The sequence below is a fragment of the Actinophytocola sp. genome, assembly GCF_036402745.1.
Classification (GTDB): domain Bacteria; phylum Actinomycetota; class Actinomycetes; order Mycobacteriales; family Pseudonocardiaceae; genus Actinophytocola.
The window spans coordinates 1-12,267 of the sequence record NZ_DASWSJ010000184.1; the positions used below are offsets into that span (position 1 = coordinate 1).

At 71.7% G+C, this 12,267-nt stretch carries 11 protein-coding genes; 8 read left to right on the forward strand and 3 right to left on the reverse strand.

The features are described from left to right. From VGD70_RS17965 to VGD70_RS18000, 8 genes are all read left to right on the forward strand, one after another. Positions 1-1,206, forward strand: a 1,206-nt coding sequence (locus VGD70_RS17965; protein ID WP_331082697.1) for a cytochrome P450, incomplete at its 5' end; no start/stop codon positions are given. A gap of 62 nt (positions 1,207-1,268) precedes the next feature. Continuing rightward, positions 1,269-1,877, forward strand: coding sequence for a nitroreductase family protein (locus VGD70_RS17970; RefSeq protein WP_331082755.1), 609 nt, complete (start codon positions 1,269-1,271; stop codon positions 1,875-1,877). 132 nt (positions 1,878-2,009) lie between these two features. Further along, complete coding sequence (locus VGD70_RS17975; protein WP_331082699.1) at positions 2,010-2,864, forward strand: 3-hydroxyacyl-CoA dehydrogenase family protein; 855 nt, start codon at positions 2,010-2,012, stop codon at positions 2,862-2,864. After that, a complete protein-coding gene (locus VGD70_RS17980) occupies positions 2,861-3,151 on the forward strand; it encodes a phosphopantetheine-binding protein (RefSeq protein WP_331082701.1) in 291 nt (96 codons plus the stop codon). The genes VGD70_RS17975 and VGD70_RS17980 overlap by 4 nt, the downstream gene beginning before the upstream one ends. Then, the gene (locus tag VGD70_RS17985) at positions 3,135-4,259 is read left to right on the forward strand and encodes an acyl-CoA dehydrogenase family protein (protein ID WP_331082703.1); all 1,125 of its coding nucleotides are present in this window, start codon (positions 3,135-3,137) and stop codon (positions 4,257-4,259) included. The genes VGD70_RS17980 and VGD70_RS17985 overlap by 17 nt, the downstream gene beginning before the upstream one ends. Positions 4,260-4,299: 40 nt before the next feature. Further along, positions 4,300-5,409: an HAD-IIIC family phosphatase gene (locus VGD70_RS17990; protein WP_331082705.1), complete on the forward strand. Its 1,110-nt coding sequence runs from the start codon at positions 4,300-4,302 to the stop codon at positions 5,407-5,409. Between the two features lie 6 nt (positions 5,410-5,415). Next, positions 5,416-6,090, forward strand: coding sequence for an O-methyltransferase (locus tag VGD70_RS17995; RefSeq protein ID WP_331082707.1), 675 nt, complete (start codon positions 5,416-5,418; stop codon positions 6,088-6,090). A 143-nt stretch (positions 6,091-6,233) separates the two neighbouring features. Continuing rightward, positions 6,234-7,262, forward strand: coding sequence for a GDP-mannose 4,6-dehydratase (locus tag VGD70_RS18000; RefSeq protein ID WP_331082709.1), 1,029 nt, complete (start codon positions 6,234-6,236; stop codon positions 7,260-7,262). 465 nt (positions 7,263-7,727) lie between these two features. Here the strand turns inward: VGD70_RS18000 and VGD70_RS18005 are convergent, their stop codons facing one another. From VGD70_RS18005 to VGD70_RS18015, 3 genes are all read right to left on the reverse strand, one after another. Next, positions 7,728-8,468, reverse strand: a complete 741-nt coding sequence (locus VGD70_RS18005; RefSeq protein ID WP_331082711.1) for a PAS domain-containing protein — start codon at positions 8,466-8,468, stop codon at positions 7,728-7,730. 195 nt (positions 8,469-8,663) lie between these two features. Beyond that, the gene (locus VGD70_RS18010; protein WP_331082713.1) at positions 8,664-11,231 is read right to left on the reverse strand and encodes a LuxR family transcriptional regulator; all 2,568 of its coding nucleotides are present in this window, start codon (positions 11,229-11,231) and stop codon (positions 8,664-8,666) included. A 342-nt stretch (positions 11,232-11,573) separates the two neighbouring features. Continuing rightward, positions 11,574-12,251: a LuxR C-terminal-related transcriptional regulator gene (locus VGD70_RS18015; RefSeq protein ID WP_331082715.1), complete on the reverse strand. Its 678-nt coding sequence runs from the start codon at positions 12,249-12,251 to the stop codon at positions 11,574-11,576. Positions 12,252-12,267: the final 16 nt, after the last annotated feature.

The window sequence follows — 12,267 nt, forward strand, 5'->3', positions numbered from 1 at the left end:
CCGGCCATGACACAGCTCCCGTCGTTCCCGTTCCAGCCAGGCCCGCGCAGCGAGCCGCCGGCCGAGTACCAGCGACTGCGCGGGCAACAGGAGCTGCCACGCGTCCGGCTCAACAACGGGAGCCAGGCCTTGGTGGCGACCCGCTATGACCACGTCACCCAGGTGCTGACCGATCGCCGCTTCAGCCGGTCGGCCGCCACCGGCGGCACGCTGTTCGCGCGGTCGTCCGAGTCGCTGCCGCTGATCACCACGGACGCACCCGTGCACAGCGACCGCCGGGCGGCGCTCGCGCACGCCTTCACCGGCCGCAGCGTGCGGGCAATGCGCCCGATGGTGGCGAAGCTGGCCGATCAGCAGCTCACCGAGCTGGCGGCCGGGCCGACTCCGGCCGATCTGGTCGAGGGCTTCGCCGTGCCCTTCACCGTGCGCGTGATCTGCCGCGTCCTCGGCCTGCCGAGCAGCGACATCCACCTCTTCAAGCCGTGGGTCGACCAGATGATGTCAGTCGGCCGCTTCCCGCAGAAGCAGGTTGACGAGTGCCACCAACGGTTCCACGGCTACGTCGCCGGCCTCGTCGACACCGCGCGGGCGGCGATCGACCGGGGCGAGGCCGTGCCCGGACTCCTCGGTGACCTGCTCGCACCGCGAAACCCTCGCCGACGACTGAGCCGCGACGACGTCGTCGTGCTGTCCGCCGGCCTGCTCATCGCCGGCTACGAGACGACCAGCAACGTCCTGGCCACCGTCGTCTTCCACCTGCTGCGCCGGCCCGAGCTGATGGCCCAGGTGCGGGAGGGACCCGCGCGCGCCGACGACGTGCTGGAGGAGCTGCTGCGGTTCATGTGCGCCAACGGAACCGGGGGCATGCCGCACGTCGCCACGGCCGACGTGCCGCTCGCGGGCGGCGTGGTCGTGCCCGAGGGCGAGACCGTGGTGCCCGTCCCCGACGCGGCGAACCGTGATCCCGCGGTCTTCGACGAGCCGGCCCGTGTCCGCACCGATCGCCGGCCCAACCCACACGTCGCGTTCGGGCACGGTCCGCACTACTGCCTCGGCGCCGAGCTCGCGCGCCTGGAGCTGCGGGTGGGAGTGTCCGCCCTCGTGTCGAGGTTTCCGGCGCTGCGCATCGCCGTCGGAGACGACGAGCTGCGCTGGCGGACCGACATGTTCGTGCGCGGCCTGTGGCGGCTGCCGGTCACCTGGTGAAGGAGAACCCCATGACGTTTCCGGCGAACGCGACCACGACCCTCGGCAGCCTCTCCGTGCCGATGCTCGACGCGGAGACCGTGCTGACCACGACCCGTGCTGTACGCAGGCGGCTCGACCTCGACCGGCCGGTGCCGCTGTGGCGGGTCATGGACTGCCTGCGCGTCGCCCAGCAGGCCCCCACGGGAAGCGGGACCACGCACTGGATCGTGGTCACCGACCGGGCGGTCCTCGCCGAGATCGCCCGGATGTACCGGTCGGCGTTCCAGGAGCGGCACGGCGGTCACCCCGAGGTGTCCATTGTGGACGACGTGAAGCGATGGTGCCTCTCGAGTGCGGCGTACCTCGCGCAGCACCTGGACGAGGTCCCGGTGGTGGTCCTGGCCTGCGTCGACACCGGTGGCCCGCTCCCCGAGGGAAACCAGGCCTCGCTGTGGGGTTCGGTGCTGCCCGCCGCGTGGAGCTACATGCTCGCTGCGCGCAGCCGCGGCCTGGGCACCGCGTGGACGACGCTGCATCTGGGGCACGAGCGGGAGGTCGCCGACCTCCTCGACATCCCGGCCGGAGTCCACCAGGCCGTGCTGATCCCGACCGCCTACTACCTGGGCACCACCTTCGGGCCGGCGCGCCGGCCACCACTGCACACCACGGTTCACCAGGACCACTGGTGAGGCTCGGCCAGTCCGTGATCGTTCTGTGCGCACGCTGGGCAATCCCCTAGTCATCTCCGCCTACCGTCGGCATCGGACGCACCTGCGTCCATCGGGCGGCCGGACACCGAGCAGCGCAAGGAGCGCCACACCATGCGACAGCACCAGGTGGCCATTCTCGGCGCCGGCGTGATGGGCACGGGTATCGCCGCCACCGTCACCGGGCACGGCATCCCCGTCGTGTTGCTGGACACCGATCCGGAGACCCTGGACGGCGCCGCCGCCCGGATCCGCAGCATGCTGCGGCACGCACGGCTACTGGGCGCACTGCCACCGGACCGGGCCGACGGCGAACTGGTGGTCACCACGTCGGTCGTGGACGCGGCGGGCGCCACGCACGTCGTCGAGGCGGTGATCGAGGACCCGGCGGAGAAGACCAAGGCGCTGAGCGAGATCTCGGCCGTGACGAGGCCGGACACGCCGCTGATCACCAACACGTCGGGGATTCCCGTCGACGAGCTCGCCGGCGGGCTGCCTGCGCCCGAGCGGCTCGTGGGTACCCACTTCATGAACCCGCCGTACCTGATCAGCCAGGTCGAGGTGATCCGGGGACGCCGGACCGGCGAGGTCACCATGGCCGGCCTCGCCGCGTTGCTCGCGGCGATGAACCGCACGGCCATCACGGTCGCGGACGCGCCGGGCTTCGTGACCAGCAGGCTGCTGCACCCGATGCTCAACGACGCGGCCCGCATCGTCGGGGAGGGCGTCGCCGGGGCCGAAGCGGTCGACGAGCTGATGCGCGGCTGCCTCGGCCACCAGACCGGACCGCTGCGCACGGCCGACCTCATCGGGTTGGACAACCTGGTGGACTCGCTCGCCCGGCTGCACGAGCGAACGGGCGACGAGCGCTACCGGCCGTGCGCCGAGCTTCTGTCCAAAGTGGAGCAAGGGCAGCTCGGTCGCAAGACCGGCCGCGGCTTCTACACCTATCCGGAGGTCAGTTCATGACGACGTGGCACGACACGACCGCGGTCGACGAGGACGTCGAACGGTCCCTGCTGTCCTTCCTGGAGACCAGGCTCGGGCGGCCCATAGAGTCCACTTTGGACCTCTTCGAGTCCGGGCTGGTCAACTCGATGTTCGCCATGGAGTTGGTCGTGCACGTCGAGCAGTCCTTCGACGTGGCCGTCGTCGGCTCGAACCTGCGGCTGGACAACTTCCGGTCCGCCCGTGCGATGGCCGGCATGGTGCGCCGGCTCCGCTCACCGGATGCCGCCGATGACGGCGATCGCTGACCGCCCGACCGACGAGATCGCACTGGTCACCGACCTGGTCGCCGACCAGGCAGGCAAGTGGGACACGACGGGCCGGCTGCCCGAGCCGCTGTTGCGCGAGCTCGGCGAACTGGGCCTGCTGTGCGCGCAGGTCTCCACCGAACATGGCGGTCTCGGCATGAGCAGTCTGCGCAACGGCGAGCTGACCGCGTCCGTCGGCAGCCTGTGCGGCTCGCTGCGCAGCGTGCAGACCTCCCACGGCATGGCGGCGTGGTCGATCCAGCGGCTGGCCGACCCCGGCCAGCGCGAGTCGTTCCTGCGGCCGCTGACCAGCGGCACCCTCGCGGCCGTCGGGTTCAGCGAGCCGGCCGCCGGCAGCGACCTGTCCGCCATCCGGACCAGGATCCACCGGGACGGCGACCAGGTGGTGGTCGACGGGCGGAAGATGTGGGTGACCGGAGCCGGCTACGCGGACCTCCTGGTGATCGTCGGCCGGTACGGCGACCACGCGGCCGCCGTTGTCGTACCCACCGCCACGCCGGGCGTACGGATCGACCGGGTGGCCGATCCGGTCGGCTGCCGGGCGGCCGGGCACGCCGACGTACGGCTCGACGGGGTCCGGCTGCCGGCGCGGAACGTCCTCGGCGGCGGCGCCCCGCTGCCGCTGCTGGTCACCACCGCCCTGTCCTACGGTCGCCTGTCGATCGCCTGGGGATGCGTCGGCATCCTGCGGGCGTGCCTGGCGGCGGCCACCTCCCACGCGACCACCCGCCGGCAGTCCGGCAAGCCGCTCGCCGAACACCAGCTCGTCGCCAGGCACCTCGCCGAGCTGCTGGTGGCGGAGCAGATCGCGACCCGGCAGTGCGAGCACGCCAGCCGGGCCTGGGACGCCGGCGATCCGGACACCGCGGTGACCGCCGTGCTGGCCAAGCACGTCAGCGCCGAGCAGGCCACGCGCGGCGCCGCGACCGCCATGCAGGTGCTCGCCTCGGCCGGCGCGACCGACGGTCACGTCGTCGCGCGGGCCCACCGCGACGCGAAGCTCATGAAGATCATCGAAGGCACCGACGAGATCTGCCAGCTGGTGCTGGCCGACCACGCGATCGCCCGGTCGCGGCGGACCCGATGAACGCGCCGATCGGCCCGGGAGAAGGAAAGAGGACCACGCCATGACCGACGACCGACCGGCGAAGTGTCTCATCTGGGACCTGGACAACACCCTGTGGCAGGGCACCCTGCTCGAGGACGAGCGGGTGCGGCTGACCGACACGGTCCGCCGGACGGTCGCCACGCTCGACTCGCGTGGCATCGTCCAGTCGATCGCCAGCAAGAACGACCACGACCACGCCTGGAGCCTCCTCGAGGAACTGGGGATGGCCGAGTACTTCCTGCTGCCGATGATCGGCTGGGGCCCCAAGTCCCACTCCGTGCGCCGCATCGCCGACGAGCTGCGGTTCGCGCACAGCGCGGTGGCCTTCGTCGACGACCAGCCCGCCGAGCGGGCCGAGGTCACCCACCACCTCCCGGACGTCCGCTGCTACAGCCACGAGCAGGTCCCGCTGCTGACGGGCCTGCCCGAGTTCAGTCCGGCGACCGTCACCGTCGACGCGCGCAATCGCCGCACGATGTACCAGGCCAACCTGCGCCGCAAGGCCGAGCAGGAGTCCTTCACCGGGCCGGACGAGGACTTCCTGCGGTCCCTCGAACTGGTCCTGCGGATCACCCGGGCCCGCGAGGAAGAACTCTCCCGCGTCGACGAGCTCACCTTGCGCACCAGCCAGATGAACGCGACCGGCGTGCACTACTCCGACACCGTCCTCCGTGGTCTGCTGGCCGACCCACGGCACGAGGTGCTGGTCGCCACGATGTCCGACCGGTTCGGGCCGCAGGGGGCGATCGGCCTGGTGCTGTTGGCGAAGCACCGCGGCAGCTGGCACCTCAAGCTGCTCGCCACCTCGTGCCGCGTGGTGTCGTTCGGGGCGGGCGGGATCATCCTCAACTGGCTGGTCGACCAGGCCAGCCGCGCCGGCGTGCATCTGGTGGCGGACTTCCGGGCCACCGACCGCAACCGCATGATGGAGATCGCCTACCGCTTCGCCGGGTTCGCCGACCACGCCTGCTCGTGCATGGCCGAGCAGGACCTTCCGGCACCCGATGTCCAGCGACTCCACCTGGTGCCCGGCCCGCGCAGCGCGCCGACCACCATGCGGTTGGCCGCCCCCACGCTCACCGGGGCTCCACCCGAGCGCCGTCCTCGCGCACTGAGCACCAGGGAGTAGCGGGACATGTCCCAGCAGACCGACTTCTCACCGGCCTTGCTCGCCTACGTTCGCGACATGTCGCTGCGGGACGACGAGATCCTCCGCGACCTGCGCCACGCGACGTCGGAGCTGCCGATGGGCCAGGCCATGCAGGTGATGGCCGAGGAGGGGCAGTTCCTGGCGTTGCTCGTGTCGCTGACCGACGCCAGGCTGGTCGTCGAGGTGGGCACGTTCACCGGCTACAGCACGCTCTGTATGGCGCGGGCGCTGCCGCCGGGCGGGCGGTTGGTGACCTGTGACATCACCGACCGGTGGTCGCCGATCGCACTGCCCCACTGGCGCCGCGCCGGGGTGGCCGACCGGATCGAGACGCGGACCGGAGACGCCCGCCGCACGCTGGCGGACCTGCTGGCCGAGTACGGCCCGGACAGCGCCGACCTGGTCTTCGTCGACGCCGACAAGGCCGGCTACCAGGTCTACTACGAGCACGCGCTCGAGCTGGTCCGGCCGGGCGGGCTGGTCGTGCTCGACAACACGGTATTCTTCGGCCGCGTCCTCGACGGCCGGGCGACCGACCAGGACACCGGGGCGATCCAGCGCCTCAACGCCCACCTCCGCGACGACGACCGGATCGACCTCGCCATGCTGCCGATGGCGGACGGGATCACCTTGGCCCGCAAGAGAAAGCCCGGGCGGTGATCAAGGCACCTGTGCTTCCCCTTCCGGCAGCACGGACGTGCCATCTGCGCGGACTCCGGTACCAAGAATGACCGGCGTCGGCTGGAGGAAACCTTAGTTTCGATGGCGTTGAATCCCTCCCGGGCGCACGAAAGGGGAATCCTTTGAGCAGGCGTGCCTTGATCACCGGTGTCACCGGGCAGGATGGTTCCTACCTCGCGGAGTATCTACTCGGACTCGGCTACCAGGTATGGGGAATGATCCGTGGCCAGGCCAACCCACGGAAGTCGCGCATCAGCAGGCTGATGGCCGATCTGTCCTTTGTGTATGGCGACCTGATGGATCAGGGCAGTCTGGTGTCCGTGGTGGACACCGTGCAGCCGGACGAGGTCTACAACCTCGGCGCCATCTCCTTCGTCCCCATGTCGTGGCAGCAGGCCGAGCTGACCACCGAGGTCAACGGGATGGGCGTCCTCCGGATGCTGGAAGCGATCCGCATCGTCTGCGGACTCGACAAGTCCCGCGTATCCGGCGGCCAGATCCGCTTCTACCAGGCGTCCTCGTCGGAGATGTTCGGCAAGGTCGCCGAGACACCCCAGCACGAGACGACCCTCTTCCACCCCAGGAGCCCCTACGGGGTGGCCAAGACCTACGGCCACTTCATCACCCGGAACTATCGTGAGTCGTTCGGCATGTACGGCGTCTCCGGGATTCTGTTCAACCACGAGTCACCCCGCCGCGGTCCTGAGTTCGTCACCCGCAAGATCACCCTCGCCGCCGCCAACATCAAGCTCGGCCGCCAGGAAAAGCTCTACCTCGGCAACCTCGACGCTGTCCGCGACTGGGGTTTCGCCGGCGACTACGTACGTGCCATGCACCTGATGCTGCAACAGGATCAGCCCACCGACTACGTCATCGGGACCGGGCGCACCCACACCGTGGAGCAGGTCGCCCGCATCGCCTTCGAGGCGGTCGGGCTGCACTGGCGCGACCACGTCACCATCGACCCCGGCCTCGTCCGGCCGGCCGAAGTGGAGACGCTGTGCGCCGACCCGTCGCGGGCCCACGCCGAGCTCGGCTGGGCGCCGACCGTCACCTTCGAACACCTCATCCAGATGATGGTCGAGTCGGACCTGCGCCAGTCGGAGCAGGAACAGCGGCACGCCGACCTGGCACTCGTCGCCTCGTGGTGAACAAGCCAGTGAACAAGCCGGTGAACAAGACTTCCCATCGGCCGCGCTGCTTCCCCCGGAAGATGCCCATCCAGTAGGCCTTGGAGGCGCCCACGGCAGCACGTCGCCGGACTCGGTGCGCGGCGCGGGACGAGAGGCGGGCTGTTCGAGGATGCCGTGCGCGTTGGTGCCGCTGATCGCGAACGAGGACACCGCGGCGCGTCGGCGTGCAGGGTCTCCGGGACGGTGCCGTGCCGCATCGCCATGACCGTCTTCGGCGCACCGGCCATACCCGCGACGGCCTGCGTACCACCGCGAGCACCCGATGCGTCGCCGCTGTCGTCGTCGAACCGCCAGACCGCAGGTCCGGGAACGGGATCAGGTCCACGTGGTGCGGCTGCTCCCGCGAGCGGTCCGCGAGCCATGCCCGGACGTCGGCCACGGTGTTCGTGCCGTAGTCCACTGTGGACGCCGAGGTCGCCCCCGCTACCTCACGTACTCGGGCAGCATCCTGGGCGGCCACGAGCCGACGCGGAAGATGCCCATCGAGTAGGCCTTGGAGATGAGCGCGGGGCGGTTCTTCACCTTGAAGCGGCGCAACAGGGTCGTCACGTGATACTCGACGCCGCCCCGGCTCAGGTACAGGTTCGCGGCGAGCTGCACGGTGGACACGCCTGCGCCGACACCCTCGAGGATGCGGGCGTCCACGTCGCTCAGCATCAGCTGGCGACGAACAGCGGCGGTGGCCTCGTCCTGCTCCTGCGCAGGCCGGTCGCCGAGAACCATGACGCCGTCGAAGCGGCCGTCGTCGTCGGTCATGCCGAGCCCGGTCAGCTCACCGGTGAACGCCGCCGCGCCGCAGCGCACGGCCGCCACCCGCTCGGCGAACCGGGCGGACGGGTCGTCGGCCAGGCGGTCCAGCTGCCGGGTCACGCGGGTCCGGTCGTCCGGGTGCAGCAGCTCGACCAGTTCCCGGCCCCACACGTCCTGCCGCGCGCGGCCGAAGCGGCGCTGGAAGTCGGCGTTCGCCCGCACGACCCGCCTGCCGCGGTCCAGCCGCGCGACGCACACCCCGGACCGCTCGAAGAAGGAACGGAACACGTCCCCGCAGTCGGGGCGCCTGCTCGCGAGAGCCGTGCCCAAGCCCCGCGAGGAGCTGGTGCTGCCGGCCAACCCTCGGCCCAAGCTCGTCTCATCGTTGACGTACATGGCAATGCCGCTGCTCATGACTGGTCCGCCTCCCCGGATTTCACTGTGATGGTTACGTTGGGGAACAACAGTTCTGCTTGGTCACGTGCTTGTAGCTGGGTTGCGTCACGTTCCCCTGAGGTGCGGTTGCGAACCGCGAAGTTGACACAGGGCCTTCTCATGACCTCTCCACTCTTGTCGGACGTATCTCGTTGCCGCACCGGGACTCCGGTGTCACCCCAGTACCATCGGCGGCCGGAACACCGAGGCGAGCCCTCGCCTCCCGGACAGGCCGAGCGTGCGGTAGATCCCGGTGAGCCGGGCCTCGACGGTGCGGGTGCCGAGGGACAGCAGCCGGGCGATGTCCGTGTTGGACCGGCCGGTGGCGGCCAGCTGCGCCACCCTGCGGTCCTCGATGGACAGTGCGAAGGCGGCACCGGGCGCGCGCCGGGCGCGGGCCGCCTCCTTCGTGGCCAGTGCGCGATGCCGGCGGGCCGGCGATGCGGCCAGCAGGCCGACCGCGGCGCGCAGGTGTGTCAGCGTGTCGCCGCCGGTGTAGGCGGCGAGCAGGTGCGCGATGCCGTGGGTGGTCGGGTCGCCCCAGTTGCGCGCGCGTTCCACCGCGTCGCGCACCAGATCGGCCGCGGCGCGAGGCTGGCCGACCCCGGCGTGCGCGATCGCGGCCATCGACCGCCACGCGGACAGCGCGGGGCTGGTCCACCGCCGCACGGTCAGCACCCGGCCGCAGTCCAGCAGCAGCGGCAACGCGGTGGCCGGGTCGGCGAGCGCGAGCCGCAGGCAGCCGCGCGCGTACTGGTAGTAGGCCCACGCGGTGCCGCTCGCGGCGGTGTCCGGCAGCGGGATGGCGAGCACGCGCTCGGCCTCGGTCACGTCGTCCTCGACGAGCGCGCGGATGGCGTCCAGTCCGACCAGCGCGGGCAGCAGCCTCGGGTGCCACCGGTCTGCGGGCAGCTCGGTGCGTGCGGCGGCGAGGTCGTCGGCGGCGCGGGTGAGGCTGCCGCGGGACAGTTCGCAGCGGGCGCGTTCGACCAGCGCCGGCGCGGCGGCCTGGCGCGCGCCGGCGCGGCGGGCGTCGGCGAGCACGTCGTCCAGCCCGACCACGGCCTCGGTGAGGTCGCCGATGCAGCGCAGCACCCGGCACGCGAGGATCCTCGGCCCGAGCGGCCCGTCCCGGTCGGCCCCCGCCAGTGCGGCGACGGCGAACTGGCGGGCGCGGGCCCGCTCGCGGCCGCGCATGGCGAGCCGCCACCCGGCGACCGCGGCGAGCACCGGGTCGGTGAGCTGCTCCGCCTGCGTGGTGACCGGGGCGGGCAGGACCGGCTCGCCGGCGCTGTCGTTGGCGGCGAGCCAGCCGATGGCGGCCAGCGCGGCCTGCTCGGGGCGCCGGGCGCACGCGGCCGCGATGGCGCGGTCCGCGGCCTGCGCGTCGCCACCGGTCTGCAGCAGGTCGGCGGCGGTGACCAGTACCCGGTCCGGCACCTCGGGACCGCTGCCGAGCAGGACCTCCTCGAGCCTGCGGGTGCTGACGTCGCGGTGTGCCGCGGACTCCGCGCGGGCGAGGTCGACGAGCACCGCGGCGCGCTGCGCGGGTACGTCCTCGCGCAGGGCGCGGGTCAGGAGTGCGGCCGCCTCGGCGGCGGGGCGGCGGGCGGCCGCGGTGCGCAGCGTGTGTACCGCCCACTCGGTGTGCAGCGGCGGCGCCTGCGCGACGAGCGCCGCGAGCCGATCGTCGGGCAGCGCGACCCGGTGACCGAGTTCCGCGGCGCGGCGGGCGAGGCCGACGCGTGCCGCGGCGGGCATCCCGGCGAGCACCCGCGCGGCCAGCGCGGGGTCGGGCACCGGCCGCTCCTGCGGCGGCACCAGGCCGAGCCGGACGAGCAACGCGAGCGAGGCCGAGGCCGGCCGCTGCCTCGGCGGGGCGAGGGAGCACACGAGGTCGAGGTCGAACGCGTCTCCGCACACGGCCATGGCGCGGATCAGCGCGAGCGCGTCGGTGGGGAGCCGGTCGAGCACCGGGGCGGCGCGGTCGCCGAGGACCTCAGCGGCGTGCTCGGCGACCGCGGCGAGGTGTTCGGTCGTGGGCGGCAGCCCGAGCCGGGCGAACCGGTCGAGCACCACCCGCAGCACGGCGGGGCTGCCGCCGGTGGCACGCGCGGTGCCGGTGACGAACGTGGAGTCGGCGGGGCGGTCGCACAGCAGGCCGATCAGCTCGCGCACCGCCTGTTCCCCCAGCGGCCGCACGTGCAGCACGTCGACCGACGGGCGCGCCTGTCCGATCGCGCCCGCCTGCACCAGCAGCAGTGGTGCCTGGCGCACGCGGCCCGCGAGCGCGCCGAGCCAGCGGCGCGAAGCGGTGTCCGCCCAGTGGACGTCGTCGACGGCGAGCAGGAGCGGTTGCCTGCGGGCGACCTCGAGGAACTCGGCACACAGGCCGGGCACCGCGGCCGCGGAGGGGGCGCCGAGCATCCGCAGCGGGAGCCGGTGGCCCGCACCCGCGAGCTGGGCGGCGAGCTGGGTGACGACGCCGTACGGGAGGTCGGCCTCGGCGGGCGTGCAGCGGGCGACCGCGGCCGGGATGCCGATGGCGCCGGCCTCGGCGACCGCGACGTCGAGGAGCGCGCTCAGCCCCGCGCCGCGCGTGCCGGTGAGGACGAGTGGGTCCGAGCGCCGATGGGCGGCGAGGCGGCCGACCGCGTGGCGGAGCCGGTGCAGCTCCGGACCACGTTCCACCAGGAACTCGGCCACCCCGGCAATTCCGGGTCCATTCGGTGCGACAATCATTGGCGCTCCTCGTTCCGAAATTGATTCGCGCAGGACCTTTCTGCGGCACTGCGAAATGCCGCGATTTTATGCAGCTTGCACAAGCCCGCACCGAATCCGTTCGGCGGCATTGCGGGCGCCGAATCCGGGCCATGTGCTGACCACCCGGACGGTCTGTCCACCACCGCTCGCGGTGAACCCGTCATCACGAAGTGTAGAAGAGCAGATGTTGATTAGCAAGCTATTTGGTTGGTTTTACGTTGTTTATCGCGAACTCAACATCCAACCGCAGCCCACTGACCAGCGAGAACCATCGGCATGACACGACGGACCCACAGAAACGGGCACAGGACGCGCAGACGGCTACCCGACGTAGTCCGAAAGCACCCTCGGCGGCCAGGTGCCGACACCGAACAGGCCCATGGAGTACGCCTTGGAGACCAGCGCGGAGCGGTTGCCGACCTTCATCGCCCGCAGCAGCGCGGTGAGGTGGTACTCGACTCCGCCGCAGCTCAGGTACAGCAGAGCGGCCAGCTGGACGGTCGAGGCACCCGCCGCGACGCCCTCGAGGATCCGCGCGTCCATCTCCGACAGCAGCTTGCGCTTGCCGACCACGACGGTGCCACGCTCCATCGGCTCGGAGCGCAGCACGATCAGCAGGCCGTTGACCCGGTTCGCCTCGCTGTGCACCACGAAGCCGGTCAGTTCGCCGCCGAACACGGCGCTGCCGGACAGCGGCGCGAGCACTCGCTCGACGAACCGCTGCCGCTGCCCCTCGACCAGCCGCATCAGCTGCTGGACCAGCCGTTCCCGGACGCTCGGATGGAGCAGTGCCGGGAACGAGACACCCCGCAGCCCGGCCACGGTGCGGCCGAACTCGCCCGCGAAGTCGGAGCTCGCGTCAGCGATCAGGAGGTTGTGGTCGAGTGCGGCCACCCGCACGCCCGCCCGGTCGAACACGGTGCGGAACACGCCGTCGCGCGGCTCGGTATCCCCGCCGAACATGTCGTACGGATCGTCGATTGCGGATTCGTTGCCCATGAAATCGACCCGTCCT

Excerpts from the sequence above, each read along its gene's own strand:
- VGD70_RS17995 (WP_331082707.1), top strand. The coding sequence starts at position 5,416 with ATGTCCCAGCAGACCGACTTCTCACCGGCCTTGCTCGCCTACGTTCGC.
- VGD70_RS18005 (WP_331082711.1), bottom strand. The coding sequence starts at position 8,468 with ATGAGCAGCGGCATTGCCATGTACGTCAACGATGAGACGAGCTTGGGC.
- VGD70_RS18010 (WP_331082713.1), bottom strand. The coding sequence starts at position 11,231 with ATGATTGTCGCACCGAATGGACCCGGAATTGCCGGGGTGGCCGAGTTC.
- VGD70_RS17980 (WP_331082701.1), top strand. The coding sequence starts at position 2,861 with ATGACGACGTGGCACGACACGACCGCGGTCGACGAGGACGTCGAACGG.
- VGD70_RS17975 (WP_331082699.1), top strand. The coding sequence starts at position 2,010 with ATGCGACAGCACCAGGTGGCCATTCTCGGCGCCGGCGTGATGGGCACG.
- VGD70_RS17970 (WP_331082755.1), top strand. The coding sequence starts at position 1,269 with ATGCTCGACGCGGAGACCGTGCTGACCACGACCCGTGCTGTACGCAGG.
- VGD70_RS17990 (WP_331082705.1), top strand. The coding sequence starts at position 4,300 with ATGACCGACGACCGACCGGCGAAGTGTCTCATCTGGGACCTGGACAAC.
- VGD70_RS18015 (WP_331082715.1), bottom strand. The coding sequence starts at position 12,251 with ATGGGCAACGAATCCGCAATCGACGATCCGTACGACATGTTCGGCGGG.
- VGD70_RS17985 (WP_331082703.1), top strand. The coding sequence starts at position 3,135 with ATGACGGCGATCGCTGACCGCCCGACCGACGAGATCGCACTGGTCACC.